The 21,917-nt window shown below is 68.0% G+C and carries 24 protein-coding genes and 1 pseudogene; 16 read left to right on the top strand and 9 right to left on the bottom strand.

Features of this window, described 5'->3' with window-relative positions:
- Nucleotides 1-102: 102 nt before the first annotated feature.
- Together AOZ06_RS62400 and AOZ06_RS44660 are read left to right on the top strand one after the other, a co-directional pair.
- Nucleotides 103-1,224, top strand: a pseudogene (locus tag AOZ06_RS62400) (agmatine deiminase family protein).
- 10 nt (nucleotides 1,225-1,234) lie between these two features.
- A complete protein-coding gene (locus AOZ06_RS44660) occupies nucleotides 1,235-1,813 on the top strand; it encodes a TetR/AcrR family transcriptional regulator (RefSeq protein ID WP_054294907.1) in 579 nt (192 codons plus the stop codon).
- Nucleotides 1,814-3,285: 1,472 nt separating this feature from the next.
- On the opposite strand, the gene AOZ06_RS55435 is transcribed toward AOZ06_RS44660, so the two are convergent.
- Entirely contained in the window at nucleotides 3,286-3,795 is a 510-nt protein-coding gene (locus tag AOZ06_RS55435) for a M23 family metallopeptidase (RefSeq protein WP_083472346.1), read from the bottom strand.
- Between the two features lie 359 nt (nucleotides 3,796-4,154).
- On the opposite strand from AOZ06_RS55435, the gene rpsB reads away from it, so the two are divergent.
- The 5 genes from rpsB to AOZ06_RS44630 all read left to right on the top strand — a co-directional run bounded on the left by rpsB (nucleotide 4,155) and on the right by AOZ06_RS44630 (nucleotide 8,238).
- Nucleotides 4,155-4,982 carry a 30S ribosomal protein S2 gene (rpsB, locus tag AOZ06_RS44650; RefSeq protein WP_054294905.1) on the top strand — a complete coding sequence of 276 codons (828 nt, stop codon included), beginning with the start codon at nucleotides 4,155-4,157 and terminating at the stop codon, nucleotides 4,980-4,982.
- 77 nt (nucleotides 4,983-5,059) lie between these two features.
- On the top strand, nucleotides 5,060-5,875 hold the full coding sequence (gene tsf / locus AOZ06_RS44645; protein WP_054294904.1) for a translation elongation factor Ts: 816 nt from the start codon (nucleotides 5,060-5,062) through the stop codon (nucleotides 5,873-5,875).
- A 109-nt stretch (nucleotides 5,876-5,984) separates the two neighbouring features.
- Nucleotides 5,985-6,728 (top strand): UMP kinase, encoded by a 744-nt coding sequence (pyrH, locus tag AOZ06_RS44640; RefSeq protein WP_054294903.1) that lies wholly within the window; start codon nucleotides 5,985-5,987, stop codon nucleotides 6,726-6,728.
- 70 nt (nucleotides 6,729-6,798) lie between these two features.
- The gene (frr, locus tag AOZ06_RS44635) at nucleotides 6,799-7,356 is read left to right on the top strand and encodes a ribosome recycling factor (RefSeq protein WP_054294902.1); all 558 of its coding nucleotides are present in this window, start codon (nucleotides 6,799-6,801) and stop codon (nucleotides 7,354-7,356) included.
- A gap of 12 nt (nucleotides 7,357-7,368) precedes the next feature.
- Nucleotides 7,369-8,238 (top strand): phosphatidate cytidylyltransferase, encoded by an 870-nt coding sequence (locus tag AOZ06_RS44630; RefSeq protein ID WP_054294901.1) that lies wholly within the window; start codon nucleotides 7,369-7,371, stop codon nucleotides 8,236-8,238.
- Between the two features lie 115 nt (nucleotides 8,239-8,353).
- Here the strand turns inward: AOZ06_RS44630 and AOZ06_RS44625 are convergent, their stop codons facing one another.
- On the bottom strand, nucleotides 8,354-9,178 hold the full coding sequence (locus AOZ06_RS44625; RefSeq protein WP_054294900.1) for a VOC family protein: 825 nt from the start codon (nucleotides 9,176-9,178) through the stop codon (nucleotides 8,354-8,356).
- A 163-nt stretch (nucleotides 9,179-9,341) separates the two neighbouring features.
- Here AOZ06_RS44625 and AOZ06_RS44620 point away from each other — a divergent pair, with 163 nt between their 5' ends.
- Both AOZ06_RS44620 and AOZ06_RS44615 read left to right on the top strand, forming a co-directional pair.
- Nucleotides 9,342-10,043 carry a class I SAM-dependent methyltransferase gene (locus AOZ06_RS44620; RefSeq protein WP_236951940.1) on the top strand — a complete coding sequence of 234 codons (702 nt, stop codon included), beginning with the start codon at nucleotides 9,342-9,344 and terminating at the stop codon, nucleotides 10,041-10,043.
- A 9-nt stretch (nucleotides 10,044-10,052) separates the two neighbouring features.
- Nucleotides 10,053-11,111 carry a threonine aldolase family protein gene (locus AOZ06_RS44615; protein WP_054294898.1) on the top strand — a complete coding sequence of 353 codons (1,059 nt, stop codon included), beginning with the start codon at nucleotides 10,053-10,055 and terminating at the stop codon, nucleotides 11,109-11,111.
- 5 nt (nucleotides 11,112-11,116) lie between these two features.
- Here the strand turns inward: AOZ06_RS44615 and AOZ06_RS44610 are convergent, their stop codons facing one another.
- The 3 genes from AOZ06_RS44610 to AOZ06_RS44600 all read right to left on the bottom strand — a co-directional run bounded on the left by AOZ06_RS44610 (nucleotide 11,117) and on the right by AOZ06_RS44600 (nucleotide 13,674).
- Complete coding sequence (locus AOZ06_RS44610; protein ID WP_054294897.1) at nucleotides 11,117-11,719, bottom strand: PadR family transcriptional regulator; 603 nt, start codon at nucleotides 11,717-11,719, stop codon at nucleotides 11,117-11,119.
- A 102-nt stretch (nucleotides 11,720-11,821) separates the two neighbouring features.
- Nucleotides 11,822-13,027: a sensor histidine kinase gene (locus tag AOZ06_RS44605; protein WP_054294896.1), complete on the bottom strand. Its 1,206-nt coding sequence runs from the start codon at nucleotides 13,025-13,027 to the stop codon at nucleotides 11,822-11,824.
- The gene (locus AOZ06_RS44600; protein ID WP_054294895.1) at nucleotides 13,024-13,674 is read right to left on the bottom strand and encodes a response regulator transcription factor; all 651 of its coding nucleotides are present in this window, start codon (nucleotides 13,672-13,674) and stop codon (nucleotides 13,024-13,026) included. The genes AOZ06_RS44605 and AOZ06_RS44600 overlap by 4 nt, the downstream gene beginning before the upstream one ends.
- A gap of 118 nt (nucleotides 13,675-13,792) precedes the next feature.
- Here AOZ06_RS44600 and AOZ06_RS44595 point away from each other — a divergent pair, with 118 nt between their 5' ends.
- From AOZ06_RS44595 to AOZ06_RS44575, 5 genes are all read left to right on the top strand, one after another.
- Entirely contained in the window at nucleotides 13,793-14,305 is a 513-nt protein-coding gene (locus AOZ06_RS44595) for a hypothetical protein (protein ID WP_054294894.1), read from the top strand.
- Nucleotides 14,302-15,360, top strand: a complete 1,059-nt coding sequence (locus AOZ06_RS44590) for a peptidoglycan-binding domain-containing protein (protein ID WP_054294893.1) — start codon at nucleotides 14,302-14,304, stop codon at nucleotides 15,358-15,360. Before AOZ06_RS44595 ends, AOZ06_RS44590 begins: the two co-directional genes overlap by 4 nt.
- Nucleotides 15,357-16,031 carry an ABC transporter ATP-binding protein gene (locus AOZ06_RS44585; RefSeq protein ID WP_054294892.1) on the top strand — a complete coding sequence of 225 codons (675 nt, stop codon included), beginning with the start codon at nucleotides 15,357-15,359 and terminating at the stop codon, nucleotides 16,029-16,031. Before AOZ06_RS44590 ends, AOZ06_RS44585 begins: the two co-directional genes overlap by 4 nt.
- The gene (locus AOZ06_RS44580) at nucleotides 16,024-17,220 is read left to right on the top strand and encodes an ABC transporter permease (RefSeq protein ID WP_054294891.1); all 1,197 of its coding nucleotides are present in this window, start codon (nucleotides 16,024-16,026) and stop codon (nucleotides 17,218-17,220) included. The genes AOZ06_RS44585 and AOZ06_RS44580 overlap by 8 nt, the downstream gene beginning before the upstream one ends.
- Before the next feature lie 118 nt (nucleotides 17,221-17,338).
- On the top strand, nucleotides 17,339-18,721 hold the full coding sequence (locus tag AOZ06_RS44575) for a S28 family serine protease (protein ID WP_236951939.1): 1,383 nt from the start codon (nucleotides 17,339-17,341) through the stop codon (nucleotides 18,719-18,721).
- 38 nt (nucleotides 18,722-18,759) lie between these two features.
- On the opposite strand, the gene AOZ06_RS44570 is transcribed toward AOZ06_RS44575, so the two are convergent.
- A complete protein-coding gene (locus AOZ06_RS44570) occupies nucleotides 18,760-19,017 on the bottom strand; it encodes an amphi-Trp domain-containing protein (protein ID WP_054294889.1) in 258 nt (85 codons plus the stop codon).
- Between the two features lie 88 nt (nucleotides 19,018-19,105).
- Nucleotides 19,106-20,179 (bottom strand): substrate-binding domain-containing protein, encoded by a 1,074-nt coding sequence (locus AOZ06_RS44565; RefSeq protein ID WP_054294888.1) that lies wholly within the window; start codon nucleotides 20,177-20,179, stop codon nucleotides 19,106-19,108.
- A gap of 80 nt (nucleotides 20,180-20,259) precedes the next feature.
- Between AOZ06_RS44565 and AOZ06_RS44560 the strand changes: the two genes are divergently transcribed.
- Entirely contained in the window at nucleotides 20,260-20,700 is a 441-nt protein-coding gene (locus AOZ06_RS44560; protein WP_054294887.1) for a MarR family winged helix-turn-helix transcriptional regulator, read from the top strand.
- A 290-nt stretch (nucleotides 20,701-20,990) separates the two neighbouring features.
- Entirely contained in the window at nucleotides 20,991-21,296 is a 306-nt protein-coding gene (locus AOZ06_RS44555; protein WP_157233588.1) for a hypothetical protein, read from the top strand.
- A gap of 3 nt (nucleotides 21,297-21,299) precedes the next feature.
- On the opposite strand, the gene AOZ06_RS55430 is transcribed toward AOZ06_RS44555, so the two are convergent.
- The gene (locus tag AOZ06_RS55430) at nucleotides 21,300-21,644 is read right to left on the bottom strand and encodes a type II toxin-antitoxin system PemK/MazF family toxin (RefSeq protein ID WP_083472343.1); all 345 of its coding nucleotides are present in this window, start codon (nucleotides 21,642-21,644) and stop codon (nucleotides 21,300-21,302) included.
- Nucleotides 21,638-21,886 (bottom strand): ribbon-helix-helix domain-containing protein, encoded by a 249-nt coding sequence (locus tag AOZ06_RS44550; RefSeq protein WP_054294885.1) that lies wholly within the window; start codon nucleotides 21,884-21,886, stop codon nucleotides 21,638-21,640. The genes AOZ06_RS55430 and AOZ06_RS44550 overlap by 7 nt, the downstream gene beginning before the upstream one ends.
- Nucleotides 21,887-21,917: the final 31 nt, after the last annotated feature.

The raw sequence follows: 21,917 nt of genomic DNA, 5'->3' as shown, positions 1-21,917 counted from the left end.
CAGGGCTGACTCCTTCGAAACAGGCCTGCTGCCGCTGACATCCGTCGGTTTGACTGAAAATTCAGTCAGGTTTACGGTGGCGGTCGTCCGGAGGAGGACTTCATGCGCCGGCGGCGTTTCCCGCGAGCCGGACTGATGACGGTAGGTGTCCTGATGGGGGCTTCCTGTGGCAATTCGGCGGAGTCGCCGGTGGGAGGAACATCCGTGAGCCCGGCTCAGGCGGAACGGTCGTGGCTGATGCCCGAGGAAGGACAGCCGCACAAGCGGACCTGGATGGCGTTCGGTGCGAGCGAGAAGATCTACGGGGCGCGCCAGCTGCCCCGGGCGCGCCGGGATCTGGCCGCGATCGCCGCCACCATCGCCCGCTACGAACCGGTGGCGATGCTGGCCAGGCCGGGCGAGGTCGACGTGGCGCGTGGCCTGGTCGGCCCGAAGGTGGAGGTGATCGCCGCTGAGCTGGACGACCTGTGGATGCGCGACACCGGTCCGGTGTTCGTGCGCGGCGGCGGCGCCGTGGCCGGTGTGGACCTCAACTTCGACGGCTGGGGCGGCAAGCAGGAGCACAGGCGTGACGCTGGGGTCGCCCGGTTCGTGATCGGTCGTGCCGGAGCGGAGAGCCTCCGGACCGATCTGGTGCTCGAAGGCGGCGGCCTGGAGGTCGACGGCGAAGGCACAGCGATCATCACCGAGTCGTGCGTGCTCAACGCCAATCGCAACCCGGCTGGAAGAAGGCCGACGTCGAGCACAAGCTCGCGCAGTTGCTCGGCATCAAGAAGGTGATCTGGCTGCCCGGCATCGCGGGACGCGACATCACCGACGGCCACGGACTTCTACGCCCGGTTCGCGCGGCCGGGCGTGGTGGTGGCGGGGCTGGACAACGACCCCGACGGCTTCGACTACGAGGTCACCCGCCATCACCTGGACATCCTGCGCGCCGCGACGGACGTGCACGGCCACAGGCTCCAGGTCGAGACCCTCGAAGCCCCGTCGACGCTGCGTGCCGAGGGGGCGGGCGACGACTTCGCGGCGGGCTATGTGAACTTCTACGTCGGCAACGGCGCGGTCATCGCCCCGGAGTTCGGCGACCCCAAAGCCGACGCGGCGGCGAAGGCCACGTTGACGCGACTGTTCCCCGACCGGGAGGTTGTGCAGATCGACATCGACGCCATCGCCGCGGGTGGCGGCGGAATCCACTGCACGACCCAACAAGAGCCCGCGGCCTGAGCGAGGTGCCGTGTCCGAGCGTCGAACCCAGATACTGCGAGCCGCTGTCCGCGTCATAGCCCAGGACGGGGTCCGCGGCCTGCGCATCGAGAAACTCGCCGCGGCGGCAGGCGTGTCCACCGCGTTGATCTACTACCACTTCAAGGACCGGTCAGGGATCCTGCACGCCGCCCTGGAGCACATCAACCGGCGTGCCGAGAACTACACGGAACCGGCGCAGGCCACGAACGGCGACCCGCTCGCCGAACTCGAGCAGATGCTGCTGCTCGAACTCCAGGACATCGACGAAGTCCGGGAGAACAGCGTCGCGTGGGGCGAACTCCGGGCCAGCGCCGTGTTCAACCACGACTTACGCAAGGCGCTGCAGACGACCACCCGGGCATGGAACACCGACATCGAGGACCTGGTCGGCCAGGCCAAAGCCGTGGGCGGCGTCGCCGCCGACGTGGATCCCGCCCTCGCGGCCGAACACCTCACGGCCCTGGTCGAAGGCCTCAGTGAACGCTGGCACAGCGGTTCCATCAGCCTTCACCGTGCCCGCCAAGTTCTGACCCAGGTCATCGCCGGCTACCGAGCCCGCACCACCTGACTGTCCGTCCCATGTTCGGGATGCCGTCTCGAATGTGGGAGCCCCTTCGCTCGATGTTTCGCCCGGCTCGCCGAGTTGCGGGTGGAACACAGCTGGTCGCTCGCATCAGCAAGCCGACGTTGTCACGGCTGGGACGACCGGAGATCAGCCCGACCAAGTTGTGGTGGACTCATTCCAGATTGAGCGGTGAGGGTAGGTAGCGATGTCGACACCGACCACCCCGGACCGGGCCCGGATGCGTGAACAGCTGCGTTCGACGGGGCTGCGCGTGACCGCGCCGAGGCCGGCGGTGCTCGCCCTGCTGATGGCGTACGCGAGGACGATGTCTCAACTGCTGGCCGGAGCCGCCGCAGGGGTCAGGGCTGAACAGGTGTGTGGCAGGACGGGGCCTCCGGGTTCACACGGCGTTCGGTGTCCTCGGCGCATTCCGGGCTACGCGGTGAAGTCTTCGAGTGCGTGCTGCAGCCGGGTGTGGGCATTTCGCATGGCAAGTCACCCGTTTCTGTTCTGGCACACCACATCTGGGTGTTGAAGGCGCGCTGGAGATAGGCGGCTGTCTGCGGTTCCGGCTGTGGGGACCGTCGCGATTCCGTTGCACTGGCAGTGATCCGGTCCGCTGCGGCTTGATGGTCGTCATGCTGTGACTGCTTCCTTTTGCCGGAACGACGGCCTGTCGCTGGAGCCTTTCTCAACGGCAGGCGCGCAACGACGCCACCTTGGGTCTCGTGGCCTACCTTCACCATTACCTTCGCCCGCGCCGCACCCAGCCTCCAGGCTGTTTCTCGCTCGGCTCCACGGCTGGGTGACGCCTGCCCGCCGTCGCGGATCTGGACGGCGTGATCCACGGTGTCGTTTTCGTCGGACGGCGAGTCGGCGGCAGCAAGTCCTGACTGTCCACATGAGAGCGATGGTCGTTGGGGCTTGCTTTGACGACGTGCCGGAGCGGACGTCATGGCTGCGCGTGTCCACCGATGGGCTTCCGATTCGGTTCAGCCCAGCCGGATCCGGCTGGGCCCGCGACCTGGTGGCCGCCCGCCAGCACGCGCTGCCCGCTGCTGTGAGCCGCTGCGCGTCTGCCCACCCGGCCGACGAGGGCTACCTCCACGCCGGATCGGCACCCCCTTTTCCCCGCCCGCACCCCTAGGACCTGGGAAGCACCGCTTACCCGCGACCAACACACCAGCAGGTGCCGGTCTGGCCTGCCTGGACCCTGATGGGGCTGCTGGGGTCGGCTCCATCATTACGTGAGGCTCGTGACGAGCCTGGGGTTGTTGAAGGGCAGCTCACGCCGGTAGCCGCCGCCAGGGTGCTCGCGATGCGTTTGCGCTGATGGTTGACGCCGACCGGGTGTCGTCACCGATCCAGTAGCAGCCACGGAGGTACGTGACACCATGCACGCGGTGACACGTCGCAGCCCACAAACGACCGGGGATCCGCCGACGGGCCAGGCGCACCAAGGTTCGGGCACAGCGCTAGCTGAGCGTGATCGGTGGTGACGGTAGGAGGCGGACCTGTCCGCTGGACAGGAGGCGTCGGGGATCGACGTACGTCCCGGCTCTGTGGGCGCCCCAGTGCAGGCAGGCTGTGGGGCAGTGGCCTGCCATGAGGTGGCCGATGACGTCGCCGCGGTGGACACGCTGGTGACGCGTGACCGATGGGGCGACCGGTTCGTAGGTTGTCCGCAGGCCGCCTGGGTGTTCCAGGGAGACCAGTGGCCGGTTGACGACTGGCCCCGCGTGGATCACGCGGCCGTCGCCCGCCGCCAGGACCGGGCGATCGGTCCAGCCCGCGATGTCGATCCCGCGGTGGCCCGGTCCGTAGGGCGTGAGCGGTGGGATGAAGGGGCGGACGAGCTCGTGGGGCTTGGGTAGCGGCCAGGAAAAATGTGGCCGGTTTCCCAGGCGCTGCGGGGCTGCCGCCGCTGCGGGCGCGGCGATCATCAACGTCATGACGAGGGCGCTGAGCTGGGGGGATGGGTTCATGGTTCCAGGGTTCCTTGATCTTGCTTTCGGCTCCAGGGGGTCTTGGTCAGGCTGTGGACAGGTGGGTGGCTGTGGACAAGTCGCTTTCGAGGGGGTAGAGCGGTTAATGGTTTGTCGGTTCGGCGGCGTACACTGCTCACGCGGCCCGTGTATTCGCGGGGCGACTTCGCGTGCCAGTACTTAACCGGTCCTCCGACCGGTGACGATGCCCGTCGGTCCCACCTCGGTATCCACCGAGTGGGTGCGGGCGCCGGTACTGCCACCAGGGCGGCAGACCACCCGGTGTGCCGCGAGAACCGACTAGTGTGCCGGCCTTCCCACAGACCGGCATGCCCGACAGAAGAGGTGCGAATCCGGCCATGGCCGTCGTCACCATGAGGCAGTTGCTCGATTCCGGCGTGCACTTCGGGCACCAGACCCGCCGCTGGAACCCGAAGATGAAGCGCTTCATCTTCACCGAGCGCAACGGCATCTACATCATCGACCTGCAGCAGACGCTGACCTACATCGACCGCGCGTACGAGTTCGTCAAGGAGACGGTCGCGCACGGCGGTTCGATCCTGTTCGTCGGCACCAAGAAGCAGGCACAGGAAGCGATCGCGGAGCAGGCGCTGCGTGTCGGCATGCCCTTCGTGAACCAGCGTTGGCTCGGCGGCATGCTGACCAACTTCTCCACCGTGCACAAGCGCCTCCAGCGGCTCAAGGAACTGGAGTCGATGGAGCAGACCGGCGGCTTCCAGGGTCTCACCAAGAAGGAGATCCTGATGCTGACCCGTGAGAAGGACAAGCTGGAGCGCACCCTCGGCGGTATCCGCGACATGTCCAAGGTGCCGAGCGCCGTCTGGATCGTGGACACCAAGAAGGAGCACATCGCCGTCGGCGAGGCCCGCAAGCTCAACATCCCGGTCGTGGCCATCCTGGACACGAACTGCGACCCGGACGAGGTCGACTACCCGATCCCGGGCAACGACGACGCCATCCGGTCCGCCGCGCTGCTGACCCGCGTCGTCGCCGAGGCCGCCGCCGCGGGCCTGATCGCGCGGTCCGGCCGCAACGGCGCCGCCACCGAGGGCGAGGACAAGCCGGAGCCGGGTGCGGCCGCCGAGCCGCTGCCCGAGTGGGAGCGCGACCTGCTGGTCAGCGCGACCGCCGACGCCGGTGAAGCCCCGGCCCAGACCGAATCCTGACGAAGCTCCGCACACGGTGCCCGTTCCCCGCACACGGGGAGCGGGCACCACACCGAACAAGGACGGAAACACGCACGATGGCGAACTACACCGCCGCGGACGTCGCGCGGCTGCGTAAGCTCACCGGCGCCGGAATGATGGACTGCAAGAAGGCCCTCGAGGAGTCCGGCGGCGACTTCGACAAGGCCGTCGAGTTCCTGCGCATCAAGGGTGCGAAGGACGTCGGCAAGCGCGCCGAGCGCGCCACCGCGAACGGACTGGTCGTCGCGGACGGCGGCGTGATGGTCGAGCTGCGCTGCGAGACCGACTTCGTCGCGAAGAACACCGAGTTCCAGGAGCTGGCCAACAGCATCCTGGCGGTCGCCAAGGCCACCAACCCGGCTGACGTCGAGGTGCTCAAGACCGCCGACCTCGGCGGCCAGAGCGTCGCCGACGCCGTGCAGGCCCTGTCGGCCAAGATCGGCGAGAAGCTGGAGCTGGCCAAGGTCGTCGTGCTCGACGGCCCGGTCGCCGTCTACCTGCACAAGCGCTCCGCCGACCTGCCGCCCGCCGTCGGCGTGCTCGTCGAGTACACGGGCGACAACGCGGAGGCCGCTCGCGGTGCCGCGATGCAGGTCGCCGCGCTGAAGGCCAAGTGGGTCACCCGTGACGAGGTGCCCGAGGACCTGGTCGCCAACGAGCGCCGGATCGCCGAGGAGACCGCGCGCGAGGAGGGCAAGCCGGATGCGGCGCTGCCCAAGATCGTCGAGGGTCGCGTGAACGGCTTCTTCAAGGACGTCGTGCTGCTCGACCAGCCGTCGGTCACCGACTCGAAGAAGACCGTCAAGGCCCTGCTCGACGAGGCAGGCGTGACGGTCACCCGCTTCGCCCGCTTCGAGGTCGGCCAGGCCTGACCCGAAATTTCGGGTCAGGCGAGCGATGACAGCATGGGCGGGGTCGCGGGCGCGTCGGAAACCGGCGCTCGCGGCCCCGCCCGTCGCATGCAACGCCGCAGGAGGAGATGTGACCGAAGCCGCCAAACCGTTCCGGAGAGTGCTGCTGAAGCTCGGTGGTGAGATGTTCGGCGGTGGTGCCGTCGGCGTCGACCCCGATGTCGTGCAAACAGTGGCCCGGCAGATCGCCGAGGTGGTCAGGGCGGGCACCCAGGTCGCGATCGTGATCGGCGGTGGGAACTTCTTCCGCGGCGCCGAACTGCAGCAGCGGGGCATGGACCGGGCGCGCGCCGACTACATGGCGATGCTCGGCACCGTGATGAACTGCCTTGCCCTGCAGGACTTCCTCGAGCAGGCGGAGGGCGTCGAGACGAGGGTGCAGACGGCGATCACGATGAGCCAGGTCGCCGAGGCGTACATCCCGCGCCGCGCGATCCGGCACCTCGAGAAGGGCCGCGTGGTCATCTTCGGTGGCGGTACCGGCATGCCGTACTTCTCCACCGACACCACGGCCGCGCAGCGCGCCCTGGAGATCGGCTGCGAGGTCGTGCTGATGGCCAAGGCCGTCGACGGGGTCTACACGGCCGACCCGAAGACCAACCCGGACGCGACCATGTTCGACCACATCTCGCACCGCGAGGTCCTCGAGCGGGGCCTGCAGGTGGCCGACACGACCGCGTTCAGCCTCTGCATGGACAACAACATGCCGATCGTGGTTTTCAACCTGCTGACCGAGGGCAACATCGCCCGCGCCGTGCGTGGTGAGAGGATCGGCACGCTGGTGAGCACCCCCGCGAGTACGGTTCCGGTTTAAGCGGTTTGCCCGTACTGGCGGGATCGCTGGTAATTCGCAGTCCTACGAACGGCACGAGCAAGGAGCAGCCGTGATCGACGAGACACTTCTCGACGCCGAGGAGAAGATGGAAAAGGCGGTGACGCACGCCAAGGACGATCTGGCAGCGGTGCGCACCGGCCGCGCCACCCCGACCATGTTCTCCCGCATCGTCGTCGAATACTACGGTTCACCCACGCCGTTGAACCAGCTCGCTGGCATCAGCATCCCCGAGGCGCGGATGGCCGTCGTCAAGCCGTACGACGTCAGCCAGCTGAACGCGATCGAGAAGGCGATCAGGGACTCGGACCTCGGGGTGAACCCGAGCAACGACGGCCAGATCATCCGCATCGTCATCCCGCAGCTGTCGGAGGAACGGCGCCGCGAGATGGTCAAGCAGGCCAAGGGCAAGGGCGAGGACGCCAAGGTGGCGATCCGCAACATCCGCCGCAAGGCCAACGAGGAGCTGCACCGCATCGCCAAGGACGGTGAAGCCGGTGAGGACGACGTCGCACGCGCCGAGAAGGAGCTGCAGAACGTCACGGACCGCTATGTCGCACAGGTCGACGAGCTGGTCAAGCACAAAGAGGCAGAACTGCTCGAGGTCTAGTTGACTACGGGAATGGGCAGCACTGCCGGCACCGAGACGGGCGAGCCGGCCGGGGACGAAACACCGAAGAAGTCCCGGGCCGGTCGCAACCTACCCGCCGCCATCGGGGTCGGGCTGCTGCTCGGCGCCGCGGTCATCGTTTCGCTGGTGACCGTCAAAGAGATCTTCGTCGGCGTCGTCGCGGCCGCGGTTGCCGTGGCGACGTACGAGTTGTCGACCGCGCTCAAGCGCAGCGCGGGTATCCAGGTCGCGTTCTGGCCGGTGTTCGTGGGTGGCCAGGCCATGGTGTGGCTGGCGTGGCCGTTCGAACGCAGCGGAGTCGTGTCCGCCTTCGTGGTGACGATCCTGGCGTGCCTGCTGTGGCGCTTCAGGGGAGGCACCGAGAACTACCTGCGTGACATCTCCGCGTCGGTGTTCACCGCCGCGTACGTACCGATGTTCGCCTCGTTCGCGGCGATGCTCGTGGTACCGGAGGACGGCGTCGCGCGCGTGCTGTGCTTCCTGATCGCGGTGGTCGCCTCCGACACAGGCGGTTACGCGGCGGGCGTGCTGTTCGGCAAGCACCCGATGGCTCCGACGATCAGTCCGAAGAAGTCGTGGGAAGGCTTCTCGGGTTCGATGCTCGCCGGGGTGGTCGGTGGCGCGCTGTCACTGAGCCTGATGCTGGACGCGCAGTGGTGGCAGGGTGCGCTGTTCGGCGCGGCGATCGTGCTGACGGCGACGCTCGGCGACCTGGTGGAGTCGCTGATCAAGCGTGACCTCGGCATCAAGGACATGGGCAATCTGCTGCCGGGGCACGGCGGTCTGATGGACAGGATGGACTCGCTGCTGCCGTCGGCGGTCGTGTCCTGGTTGCTGCTGCGCCTGTTCGTGCCGAGCTAGCTGGAGCGGCGCGCCGGGAACCGGACTCCGGGAGCGGTGCGCCGAGCCGGGCGGAGGAGCCGATCCCGACGCGGAAGTCGGGGAGCGCCCCACCCCCAATCCGTGCAAGCGAAGATCAATCGTCGTACGGATCCTCATAAGCCGCACCGAGTTCGTCTTCCGAAGGCTGGTGGGGCGTGCTCCGGTTCGAGGTGTCGATCAACGTGAACGCCGCCCCGCAAGGATCCTCGACCACCGACAGCCGCCCGAACGGGGAGTCGGCGGGTTCGGACAGCAGCCGGCCGCCCAGCCGGACAGCCGACACGGTCGCCTCGTCCGTGCCCAGTGCCGGGTCCACTTCGAAGTAGATCATCCAGTGCGGCTGGGTGCTGTGCGGGAAGTCCGCGCCGAAACGCATCCGGCCCGCCACCGGTTCGCTGTCGCCGGGCAGTGTCCACGTGGTGTAGTCGAACTCCTCTCCGTCACCGATCTGTTCCAGTTGGTAGCCGAACAGGTCGACGAAGAACTTGTCGGCGGTGTCGCCGTCCCACGTGTTCAGCTCGGCCCAGCCGAATTCGCCCTTGGTGCCGGTCGCGAACGGCCACGGCGCCGAGGTCTGCCAGAATCCGATCGTCGCTCCGGTCGGATCGCTCGCCACCATCAGGCTGCCCTGGCCGTCGAATTCCTGGGGTGGCATCCGAACCTGTCCGCCTAATCGGACAATTCGGTCAGCGGTTGTCCTGGTGTCGGAAACTGCCAGGTACAGCGTCCACGCCGGTGTCTGTGGCGCATCCGGAACGCGGTAGAGACCGGCTGCCGGTACGTCGTCGGCGAGCGCGGTGAGGTAGTCGCCTGTCGGATTTGCCCGATATTGCCAGCCGAAGAGGCCGCCGTAGAAGTCCCTGCTGGCTTTCGGGTCGGTGGTGGCGAGATCGATCCAACAGGGTGTGCCGAATCGCATGGCGACCTCCGGAGGGGAAAGGGCCGAATGAGAAGCCCACCGCCGGACCATACGCCTCAACTGCGCCTTGTGGTTTGCTGTTTTGGTGTCAAGGTCATGGCTTCCTGGTCTCGTTTCGCGCGCACGGGAGGCGGTGCTGTCCGCCGTTCGTCCCGATGACGTTGTGCCGAGCCCGAATATCTGGCACTGGCCGGATCTCTACGAGATCGAGAACAACGCTCAGGACGTGGACGGTGCGATCTGGCGGGTCCTCGCGCAACGGTGTGATTGGACCGGCCTCGACGTGCTCGATCTCGGCTGCGGCGACGGATTCCACCTGCCGCGGTTCGCCGCGACCGCGCGCGGGGTGGTCGGCGTCGAACCGCACCAGCCGTTGGTGCGGCGCGCCAGGCAACGGGTCGCGGACCTGACATCGGTTGATGTGATGGTCGGTGCGGCCCAACGACTTCCGTTGCCCGACGCGAGCGTCGACCTGGTGCACGCGAGGACCGCGTACTTCTTCGGACCCGGCTGCGAACCCGGTCTGGCTGAGGCCGACCGGGTGCTGCGGCCGGGCGGCGTGCTGGCGATCGTCGACCTCGACGGCCGCAGTGCGCCGTACGGCGAGTGGTTGCGCGCCGATCTTCCCAAGTACGACCCGGGCGGGATCGAGCGGTTCTTCGCCGACGCCGGGTTCGACAGCGCGGACGTCGTTGCCACGTGGCGGTTCGATGATCGCGAACACCTGGAAGCCGTGCTGCGGATCGAGTTCTCCGCGCCGGTCGCCCGCAGGGCGATCGCGGCCGTGACCGGGCTGAGCTTTCCGGTCGGCTACCGGGTGCGCACGCGTCGTAAACCGACTGGTCTAGTCCTGAACGGCGGGTAATGTCGTCGCATGGCGATCCATGGCGACCTCCGTTCCGTGTCCCTTGCCACCACCAGCAAGCACCGCCCGGCGCACGTGCTCGACCTGCTGCGGTCGCGGGTCGGCGACGAGGAGTCCAGAGCCGACGCTGTGCCGAGACTGGAACGCCGTGTCGCCGACCTGCTGGGCAAGCCCGCAGCCGCCTTCTTCCCGACCGGCACGATGGCGCAGCAGGTCGCCATGCGCATCCACGCCGACCGCCGCACCACCCGCACGATCGCGTTCCACCCGCAGTGCCACCTGGAAGTACACGAGCACAAGGGGTACGAGATCGTGCACGGTCTGTCCGGCCTGCCGGTCGGCGACTACCACTCGTTGATCACGCTGGCGGACCTCGACGCCATCAGGCAGCCGGTCGCGGCTCTGGTGCTGGAGTTGCCGCAGCGGGAGATCGGCGGCTTGCTGCCCGCGTGGGACGAGCTGCTCGCGCAGATCGACTGGACCCGCGAGCACGGCGTCGCGTCCCATATGGACGGTGCGCGGCTGTGGGAGGCGCAGCCGTTCTACGGCAGGGCGCACGCGGAGATCGCCGCGCTGTTCGACAGCGTCTACGTGTCCCTCTACAAAGGACTTATGGGGATCTCCGGCGCGTTGCTTGCCGGTGACACCGCGTTCATCGAGCACGCCAGGGTCTGGCGCGACCGGCTGGGCGGCGCCACCCTCGGCGCGTGGCCGTTGGCCGTCGCCGGGGAACGCGGCCTTGACGAACTACTGCCGAGGATGCCGGAGTTCCTGGTCAGGGCACGGACCCTGGCCGGGATGCTCGGTGGCATCCCCGGTGTCCAGGTGGTGCCGGAGCCGCCGCAGACGCCGCTGTTCCACGTCCACCTCGCCGCCCGGCCCGATCGGGTGCTCGAGCACGCCAAGCTGCTCGCCGACAAGGCCGGGTTGCGGGTGTTCGGTCAGGTGCGGCGCTCCGCCAACCCGATGACCTGCAGTTTCGAGATCACCGTCACCGAGCAGTTCGACGACGTCACCGACGTGGAGGTCCGTGATTTCGTCGGCGAGGTGATGCTCGCGGCCGGCTAGGGCGGTCACTCCGTGGAGCCCAGGATCGCGTAGATCGCGCGCCTGGTCTCGTTCAACGTCTCGATCGCACGGGCCTTCTGCGTCTCGGTGCCGGCCTGGGAGACCTGGACGGTGGCCGACACGAGCTGGTGCAGCGCGGTGTTCAGCTCGACCTCCTGCGGGTCGACCTCGTCGGTGACCTGCTCCCACGGCGGGGTGTCCAGCTGCTCGGCCTCGGTCTTGCCCTCGTCGGTCAGCGTGAACTGGCGCTTGCTGCCCGTTCCCTCTTCGACGCTGAGCAGGCCCTGGTCGGTGAGCAGCTGCAGGGTCGGGTAGACCGAGCCGGGGCTCGGTCGCCAGTAGCCGCCGCTGCGCGTGTTGATCTCCTGGATGATCTCGTAGCCGTGCATCGGGCGCTCGGCCAGCAGTGCGAGCACTGCCGCCCGTACGTCGCCCCGGCCGCGCCGTTGGCCGCGCCCGCGCCCCCGGCCGCCGAAGCCGCGTCCGCGGCCCCAGTCGCCGTCGAAGCCGAACCCCGGTGGGAACGGCCCGCGACGGGGCCGTCCGGGGCGCCCGCCGCTGCGGCGGTCGTGGTGGTGCGGTGTCTCGAATTCGTATGGGTTACGCATGGTTTCTCTCCTCGATGAGTCACTCGGGATCTATCCCGATGCGTCAACGATATATCGGAACGCATCGCGATGCAACGCCCTATTGCCACCAAGGGGTAGAACTCAGTCTTGACCAGGCAGTTTGAGGGTCACGTCCAGGCCGCCGTCCGGCCGTGGCACCGCGTGCACGTCCCCCTGATGCGACCGGCTGATCGCCCGCGCGATCGACAACCCGAGGCCGAAACCACGCTCGCCCGCGGTCCGCTCACGTTCCAGGCGGCGGAACGGCTGGAACAACACATCGACCTCGTACGGCCGCACCACCGGCCCGGAGTTGCTGACCGTGACACTGCTCCAGCCGTCCGCCGACGCGGTCGCCACCGACAACCAGCCGTCGGGTTGGTTGTGCCGGATAGCGTTCTCGACCAGGTTCTGGATCAGCCGTTCGAGCAGCACCGCGTCACCCACCACGGGCGCGGGGCGTGACACAGCCCGGCGGACGTCGACACCCGCGTCCCGTGCGGCAGGCGCGAGCTGCTCGACCACGTGACCGGCGACGTCCGCCAAGTCCACCGGGCTGCGCTCGGTCAGCTCGTTCTCGCTGTCGGCCAGCGTCAGCAAACCGTCGATCAGCCGCTCGTGCCGGGCGTTGATCTCCAGCAGCGACTCACCGAGCTGGACGGCGTCCGCGGACGTCCCCGGCCGGGTCACGGTGATCTCGATCAGCGCGCGCTTCACCGCCAGCGGCGTACGCATCTCGTGCGACGCGTTCGCGATGAACCGGTGCTGGCCGTCGAACGACCGGTCCAGGCGTTCCAGCATCGTGTTGAACGTCTGCGCCAGCTCGGTCACCTCGTCGTTCGGGCCGGTGTGCTTGATGCGTTCCTGCAGGCCGCGGCCGGCGTCGGACGTCGCGATGCGCTGGGCCGTCGCGGTGATCTCGTGCACGGGCTGCAGCGCGCGGCGCGCAAGCAGCCAGCCGAGCGCGGCGGCGACCAGCCCGACGCCGACGAGCGTGACCGCGCCTTGGGCGAGCAGGCTGTCGAGGATGTCCTGGCGCTGCTGGTCCTGCGCCGCACGCACGCTGGTGATCAAGTCCGTCAGCGAGACTTCCTGGCCGTTGGGCCCGAGCGGCAGCTTGCCCATCCGGGCCAGCGCGACCCGCAGCGAGTCGGAGTCCGGCAACTGCGGCTGGGTGCGGTTGAGGATCTGCCAGACCAGCAGGTACATCAACGCCAGCAGGATCACGCCCGCCACGAAGAACAGCGAGCCGTACAGCGCGGTCAACCGGCCTCTGATCGTCCAGGCGCGGGGCAGCAGGCGGGTCATCGGATCCGGTACCCCACGCCGGCGACCGTTTCCACGATCGGTGGATCACCGAGTCTGCGGCGCAGTTTCATCATCGTCACGCGCACCACGTTGGTGAACGGGTCGATGTTCTCGTCCCACACCTTCTCCAACAGGTGCTCGGTGGACACCACCGCGCCGTCGGCGCGGACGAGTTCGGTCAGCAACGCGAACTCCTTGTTGGCCAGCACGATCGGCTGCCCGTCCCGGCTGGCTTCCCGCCTGCCCGGGTCGATGCGCAGTCCCGCGCGCTCCAGTACCGGCGGCGCCGCGGGCCGGGTCCGCCGCAGCAACGCGTGCACGCGCGCGGACAGTTCGACGAACGCGAACGGCTTGGGCAGGTAGTCGTCCGCGCCGAGGCCGAGCCCGGCGACCCGGTCACGGACGCCGGACGCGGCCGTGAGCATGAGGATCCGGATGTCACCGCCCGCGATGGCGCGGCACACCTCGTCACCGTGCACCCCGGGGATGTCCCGGTCCAGCACGAGCACGTCGTAGTCGTTCACAGCGAGCCGCTCCAGCGCCTCGTCGCCGCGGTGGGCGACGTCCACCGCGAACGCTTCCCGCCGCAGCCATTCGGCGACCGCGTCCGCCAGGATCGGTTCGTCCTCGACCACCAGAACTCGCATGCGTCCATCATCGGTGAGACGGCCATAACGCGGCCGTTAACTGCGCCCGATCGAGTTATGTCGAGGTTATTCGCGTCCTGCTCTGCTGGTCCGCACTCGAACCGGAGGGAGAAGGACCATGCGAACGGTCGTAACCGTGGTCGCGTTGGGGTTGTTGCTCGGCGGATGCGCCAGCAGCACGGACGACAAGGGCATCGCGTCGGCGGGTAGCAGCGGCTCCAGTGCGCCGCAGACAAGCGTGGCCGTGTCCGGGGACACCGACGAACAGACACGCAAGTTCGCCAAATGCATGCGGGACAACGGCGTCGACATGCCCGACCCGGAACCGGGTGGCGGATTCGGCGACAAGCAGATCGACCGGACCAGCCCGGCGTTCCAGAAGGCCATGGACGCCTGCAAGTCGCTGCTGCCTGGCGGCGGGGACCTGTCCAAGATCGATCCCAAGCTCGTCGACGAGCTGCGTGAGTTCACGAAGTGTATGCGGGACAACGGCGTCGACATCCCGGACCCGGACCCGAACAGTCCGATGCTGGGCCTGGACAAGATCGCGGGCCTGGACCGGGAGAGCCCGGTCTTCAAGAAGGCCATGGAGGCGTGCAAGGACAAGGTCCCCGGGCGGTTCGGGCGATGAAACGCACGACACGGGTCGCGGTTGGCCTCGGCGCGGCGGTTGCCGTGGTCGGAGCTGGGGGTGTGGCGGCGTTCGGTTTCGGCGGTACGGAACCGGCGCCGCCACCGGCCGGCGGGCTGCCGCCGAGCACCGCCAAGGTCACGTCGGCCACGCTGACCAGCACCGAGAAGGTCGCCGGGACCTTGGGCTACGGCACGCCCAACCCGCTGCTCAGGACCGGGCAGGGCACAGTGACGTGGCTGCCCGCCGCGGGGGAGGTGATCACTCGCGGCAAGACCGCGTACTCGGTCGACGACCAGCCGGTGCCTGCCTTCTACGGCACCATCCCGCTGTTCCGGACGCTGAAATCCGGCATCGAGGGCAACGACGTCCGGCAGGTCGAGGAGAACCTCCAGGCCCTGGGTTACAAGGGTTTCACTGTCGACAACGAGTTCACGTCGGCCACCGCCACCGCTGTCCGGCGCTGGCAGGAAGACCTCGGCAAACCGGAAACCGGCACGGTCGCGGTCACCGACGTCGCCGTGGTGCCCGGCGAGGTCCGGGTCGCCGAGCTCATGGCCAAGGCCGGTGGCCCGGCGAACGGGCAGATGATGACGTACACCGCGACCACCAGGACGGTCACCGTGAAACTGGATGTGGCCAAGCAACACCTTGTCAGCCAAGGGATCCCGGCGACTGTGACGCTGCCGGGCGGCAAGGCCGTGGCGGGCACGGTCGCGTCGGTCGGCAGCGTTGCCATCGCGCAGCCCGCGCAACAGGGCAGTTCCACCACGAGCACGATCGAGGTCGTCGTGACGTTCGCCGACCAGGCGGCCGCGGGACGGCTCGACTCGGCGCCGGTCGACGTGACCCTGGTGTCCGAGAAGCGGGAGAACGTGCTCGCGGTGCCTGTCGGCGCGCTGGTCGCGCTGGCCGAGGGCGGCTACGGCGTGCAGGTGATCGACGGCTCCGGCAGCAAGTACGCCGCCGTCGAGACGGGCATGTTCGCGGACGGCAAGGTGGAGGTTCGCGGCACCGGGATCGGCGCGGGAACCGTGGTGGGAGTGCCGAAATGACACCAGTGGTCGAGCTTCGCGGAGTCAGCAGGGTGTATTCGGGTGGGGTGGCCGCGTTGCGTGACGTGGATGTGGCGATCGGCCGTGGTGAACTGGTGGGCATCGTCGGGCCGTCCGGTTCGGGCAAGTCGACGATGTTGAACATGATCGGCACCCTGGACCGGCCGAGCACCGGGACCGTGCACGTCGACGACCACGACGTGCATTCGTTGGCCGACCGCGAGTTGTCCGCGTTGCGGGCGCGTGTGCTCGGTTTCGTCTTCCAGCAGTTCCACCTCGCTGCCGGTGTGTCCGCTGTGGACAACGTGGCTGACGGCCTGCTGTACACCGGGAAACGGTTGCGTGAGCGCCGCGGCAAGGCGCGTGCGGCGTTGGCGCGAGTCGGTCTGGCGCACCGGTTGGATCATCAGCCGCACGAGATGTCCGGAGGTGAGCGGCAACGCGTCGCGATCGCCCGTGCGGTGGTCGGGGAACCGGCGTTGCTGCTGGCCGACGAGCCGACCGGGAATCTCGACACGCGGTCAGGCGCGGACGTGATCACGTTGCTGCGTGAGCTGAACGCGAGCGGCACGACGGTCGTGATCATCACGCACGACCGGGACATCGCGGCCGATCTGCCGCGCCAGGTGGAGATGCGCGACGGCGTGGTCGTGGGTGACAGTCATGGCTGACCGGCTGCGGCCCGCGCGGCTGAGCGCGCGTGACGTGCTTCGTGTCGGGGGAGCAGGTCTGCGCGCCCGGCCGTTGCGGGTGTTGCTGTCCGCGCTGGGCATCGCGATCGGGATCGCCGCGATGATCTCGGTCGTCGGGATCTCCACGTCCAGCCGGGAGAACCTGGACCGGCAGCTGGCCGCGCTCGGCACCAACCTGCTCACGGTCGGGCCGGGGCAGTCGCTGTTCGGCGAGCAGAGCCACCTGCCGGACGAGGCGGTCGGCATGATCGACCGGATCGAACCGGTGCTGGCCACGTCGGCGACCGGGAAAGTGGCCGGCGCCAAGGTGTACCGCAACGACCGGATCCCGGCGGCGGAGTCCGGCGGCATCGCGGTCCTCGCCGCCAAGCCGGACCTGCCGGACACCGTCGGAGCCACGCTCGTCAGCGGTACGTTCCTCAACGAGGCCAACGCGCGTTACCCAGCGGTCGTCCTCGGGCGGAAAGCCGCCGAGCGGCTCGGCGTCGGCTCGGCCGAGGAGCGCGTTCACCTTGGCGGACAGTGGTTCACTGTCGTCGGCGTGCTGAATCCGGTACCGCTGGCCCCGGAACTGGACACCTCGGCGCTCGTCGGCTGGCCGGTCGCGGTGGCGTCGATGAAGTTCGACGGCTACGCCACGACCGTCTACACGCGAACCCGTGACGACGCCGTCGAAGCGGTACAGGCAGTGCTCGCCGCGACCGCGAACCCCGAGAAACCCAACGAGGTCTCGGTGTCCAGGCCGTCCGACGCGCTGGCAGCCAAGAACGCCACCGACCAGACGCTCAACGGGTTGCTGCTCGGCCTGGGCGCGGTCGCGTTGCTGGTCGGCGGTGTGGGCGTGGCCAACACGATGGTGATCTCGGTGCTGGAACGCCGTGCGGAGATCGGTCTGCGGCGGTCACTCGGTGCCACGCGTGGCCAGGTGCGGATCCAGTTCCTCGCGGAATCGTTGCTGCTGTCGGCTTTGGGTGGCCTCGGCGGCGTGCTGCTGGGCGTGGCGGTCACTGTTTCGTATGCCGCGTACCAAGGTTGGCCGTCGGTCGTACCTGTCTGGGCTTCCGGTGGCGGGGTCGTCGCGACGATGGTGATCGGCATGATCGCGGGGTTGTACCCGGCGATCAGGGCGAGCCGGTTGTCACCGACCGAGGCGCTGGCCACGCCGTAGTACCCGAACAGGCGAACCGCCGGGCTGGTTCTGACAGATTCCGACTTCCGTAGTTACCCGCGTCGTGCTGTGGGTGCCAGACTGCGCTGGTCTGCTGCCGGGAGTGAGGAGAAGCTGCGTGTTACTGCGAAAAGCGTGGGTGGCCACGGTGGCCGCCGCGTTGACAGCCGGCCTGGCCCCCGCCGCGTCAGCCCAGGAGGACATCCTCACGCGCCTCAAACAGGTGCCCGGGTTGACGGTCGTCTCCGAGTCGACGGCACCTGCGGGCCACCGGTTCTTCATCCTGAGCTACTCGCAGCCAGTCGACCACCGGCGTCCGTCGGCAGGCCGGTTCGAGCAGCGCCTGCAGTTGCTGCACAAGGCGACCGACCGTCCGATGGTGTTGCACACCAGCGGGTACAACATGCGCACGACGGCGTTCCGGTCGGAGCCGACACAGCTGGTCGACGGCAACCAGATCTCGGTGGAGCAGCGGTTCTTCACGCCGTCGCGCCCCGAACCGGCCGACTGGCGCGACCTGAACATCTGGCAGGGCGCCACCGACCACCACCGGCTCGTCGAGGCGCTCAAACCGGTCTACGCGAAGAAGTGGATCTCCACCGGCGCCAGCAAAGGCGGGATGACCTCGGTCTACCACCGCCGGTTCTACCCGCGTGACGTCGACGGCGTCGTCGCGTACGTGGCGCCGAACGACGTGAACAACAACGCTGACCAGGCGTATGACAAGTTTTTCAGCACGGTCGGCACGGATCCGGCATGCCGCAAAGCACTCGACGACATCCAGCACGAGGCGCTGAAACGGCGTTCCGAGCTGGTGCCCAAGTACGAGGCGTGGGCAGCGGCGAACGGCCACACGTTCAACCAGGTCCTCGGCAACGCCGACAAGGCGTTCGAGATGACCGTGCTGGACACGGTGTGGATCTTCTGGCAGTACTTCACGCAGGCCGAGTGCGCGAAGGTCCCGCCGACGACGATATCCACCGACGAGCTCTACAACTGGTACCAGGAGATCGCCGACTGGGGCTTCTACACCGACAAGGGCCTCACGCCGTTCGTGCCGTACTACTACCAGGCAGCCAACCAGCTGGGCTGGCCGTCGCTGAAGTTCAAGCACCTGCGTGACGTGGCGAACTACCCGGCGTCGTTCTACAGCGCGAAGTCGAACCTGCCGCAGTCGCTGCGGTCGGTGCGGCACGAACCGTGGCCGATGATCGACGTGGACCTGTGGGTCCGCACCCAGTCGAGCCAGATGCTGTTCGTGTACGGCGGCAACGACCCGTGGGGTGCTGAGCGGTTCTCGCCGAGCCGCAGGGACTCGTACCTCTACACGGCGCCCGGCGCCAACCACGGCGCGAACATCGCCGGATTGGTGCCTGCCGAGCGTGACTCGGCGACGGCTGCGCTGCGCCGCTGGGCGAACGTCACCGCGCCTGTCGCGAAGACGTTCGCGGCGGACGACTTCGACCGCCCGGAAACCGCTCGCGACCGGTTCCCGCGTTAGGTGGACCTGGGCCGGGCGGCGACGCCCGGCCCAGTCACTCAGACGACCTTCTCGTCGTCGTCATCGTCGTCCTCTTCCTCGATCGTCCACTTGAGCTGGAACTCGATCTCTTCCTCGCCGTCGCCGCGCTCGTGCTCGATGGAGAACTCCGCGCGCTTGGGCACGCGGATGCGCTCGCCCGCGATCTGGATGCGGAACGGCGTTTCCGACTCGAGCGCGTCCGCGAGCCTGCGCAGCTTCGCGACCACGTCCTCGGTGGAGTAGATCTTCTCGACGTCCCGTGTTGCGTCGGCCATGCGGACCTCCGGTCTCCGGGCCCCCAAAGTCAGGCGCCTGTGCGCCGTATTCAATCGTGTGGGTGACACCCGATCGGCGGGAGGTTCCCTACAGCCTGGTGATCACGGTGAAGTCGTAGCCGTCCGCGACGGCGAGGTGCACGTGCTGAGCAGCCTGCTGGCCGTGGAACTCGATGGTGCCGCGCGGCCCGTGGTACGCGAACCCGTCGATGGCGGCGTTGAGGTCCGGCACGCTCGTCGTGCCCGCTCGCCGGGCGAGCGCCGCCAGCGTGTGCAGGCCTTCGTAACAGGACTCAGCCGCGTTGTTCAGCGCGGGCGCGTCCGGTCCGTGCAGGCTGACGTACCGGTTGAGCAGGTCCATCGCGTCGGCGTTGACCAGCGACCGGAAGTACGCGGCGGCGACGAACAAGTTGGTCGTCGCCGTGAGCCCGCTCGCCAGGAGCATGTTCTCCTCCATCAGCGGGCTGAACCGCAGCATCCGCTCGTGCAGGCCGCGGCGGGCGAACTGCCGGTTGAACTCCACCGCGTCCTGGCCGACGAGCAACATCAGCACGCCGTCGCAACCGGAGATGTCGGCCTTCTCGACCAGGTCCGCCACGTCGCCACCGAGCTCGACGTACGCCTCACCGGCGATCCGCAGACCCAGCTCGCGTGCGAACGTCCGGACCGCCGCTCCCGACTCGCGGGGCCAGACGTAGTCGTCGCCCACGATGAACCAGCTGCGTGCGCCCAAATTGTCACGCAACCACGCCAACCCGGGAGCGATCTGCAACCGGGGCGTCTCACCGCAGCAGAAGATGCCCGGACGACGTTCGCCACCCTCATACAGCGAGGTGTAGGCGTAGGGGACACGGTCGGAGATGACGGGCGCCAGCGCGTTGCGTACCGACGAGATATGCCAGCCGCTGACCGCGTCGACCCGTCCCGTTTCGATCAACTCGTGCAGCCGGGCCGCGACCACACCCGGCCGGGCGCCGCCGTCGACGATCTCCAGCTTGACCTCACGGCCCAGCACGCCGCCTTCGGCGTTGAGCTCGTGCGCGGCCAGCTCGGCGATCGCCTCGCAGGACGGCCCGAACAAACCGGCAGGACCACGCAGCGGAATGACCATCGCGACCCGCCAGGTGTCACGACGGCCCTCGACGGTCCCGGCGACTGCCATGAGAGCTCCGCGCTCGGATATGCTTTCAAATGGAAGTCTTTCAACCGACACCCGTTTGCGCAAGGCGAAGGAAGCGACGGATGCCTGACCGCAGCACCGGCCCGACAGTGGCAGAGCCGCTGACCCAGCTGCTCACCCGCGCGGCCCACGCGGTGACGGCCCAGGTGGAGCGCGTGCTGAAGCCGGAAGGGCTGACGATCGACCAGTGGCTGGTGATCGAGGCGCTGGCCACCAGAAAAGGCCTGACCATGGCGGCGCTGGCCGACCAGACGGCGGCAACAGGGCCGACTCTGACCAGAGTGGTCGACCGCCTGGTGACCACGGCGACCGTCTACCGCGAAGTGGACCCCGCCGACCGCCGCAAGGTCCGGGTGTACCTGAGCCCACGCGGCCGTGCCACCCACAAACGCGTCGCCGCGAAGGTCCGTGGGATCGAACAGGTGGTGCTCGAACGCGCAGGCGACCCGGCTGCCATCGCGGCCCTGCTCACCGACCTGCGCGCTTGTCCTGGGAGTCGATGAGGTCACGCTGCATCGCCTCAAAGCGGCGAACTTGTTGGAGACGGTGCGTCACGGTGTGCACGCCATGGTTTCCTCCACGCCATCCGAAGCCCGCCCAGAACAGGCGGCTTGGCTGAGCCTGCGTCCCGAGGCCGCCGCCTGGGAACGTCCCGCGATCGATCCGGATGGTGGTGTGATCTCACACCAGTCGGCTGCATGGGCTCGGCCACCTGCCGAATAACAGGATCGAAATAACAGTTCCCCGGAGACGCACCACCCGGGACCCCGGTGTGTGGCCGCGGAAGGCGGAATTGGTCGAGTCCGACGTTGCTGTGCTCGACGGTCTCCCGGTCACCACCCCGGTGCGAACAATCCGCGATCTTCTTGACCGGCGCATAGATGCCAGTCACATCGCGACAATCATTCGCCAGGCTGTGGACACGGGACAGGTGGACTGGGATGACCTGGTCCAACAGATCGGGCCGTTCGCGCGAAACAACGGTGTGCAGCCGGGGGATGGGACCGAACTCTTACGGCAACTCCTTGCGCAAGACGAGCTGGCCATGCACCGCTTCGCCATGCGCACTTCCGAGTTGGATGCCCTACCACCAGGTTGATGATCATAGTGCGAGCGCTCGACGTAGCCCCGAGTCAACGTCGCGCATCAGACTGATGGGAACTTCTCCCACCTGCCCGGACAGGTCGTCCTTGTTCAGGGTGACCAGTGCGGTCACGTTCACCACCGAATCTCGCGGCAGTCCTGTGGCGGACGCGGGCAGGAAAACGTTTCCCGGCGCAGTGGCCAATATCGTGTTGGAGGTGAGAACCGCCGCGAGCACTGTCGCGAGTCGACTCGCGTTGTAGGGATTTGCTTGAATGACAAGTACCGGGCGGCGTTTTGCTGGACGTGAGCCGTCGGCCTCACCCAGATCCGCCCAGTGGATGTTGCCGCGTTCGATCACCACTCGTCGTCTGATCCCGCCACGCGGTGCCGACCGGCCGCGGCAGCGGCGGTGCCGGAGTCATCCGCACTGCCGATGACGTCGAGGGCGTCATTGATCTCGTTGGTCAAAGACTCCTGCTCGAGGTGCTCCAAGTAGAAGCGGGCCGCGCGCGCGTAGAACTCCGAGCGGGTCACGCCCAGAGACTTGGCGCTTCGATCCACCTGGGCGAACGTCTCATCGGGTACTGAGATCGCTGTCTTCACGACATCGAGTATAACCGGGTATTACCGCGCT

Origin of the sequence: Kibdelosporangium phytohabitans, from assembly GCF_001302585.1 — a bacterium.
GTDB lineage: Bacteria > Actinomycetota > Actinomycetes > Mycobacteriales > Pseudonocardiaceae > Kibdelosporangium > Kibdelosporangium phytohabitans.
Note: the sequence above shows the minus strand (reverse complement) of the source record. Positions and strands in the feature narration are given on the sequence as shown.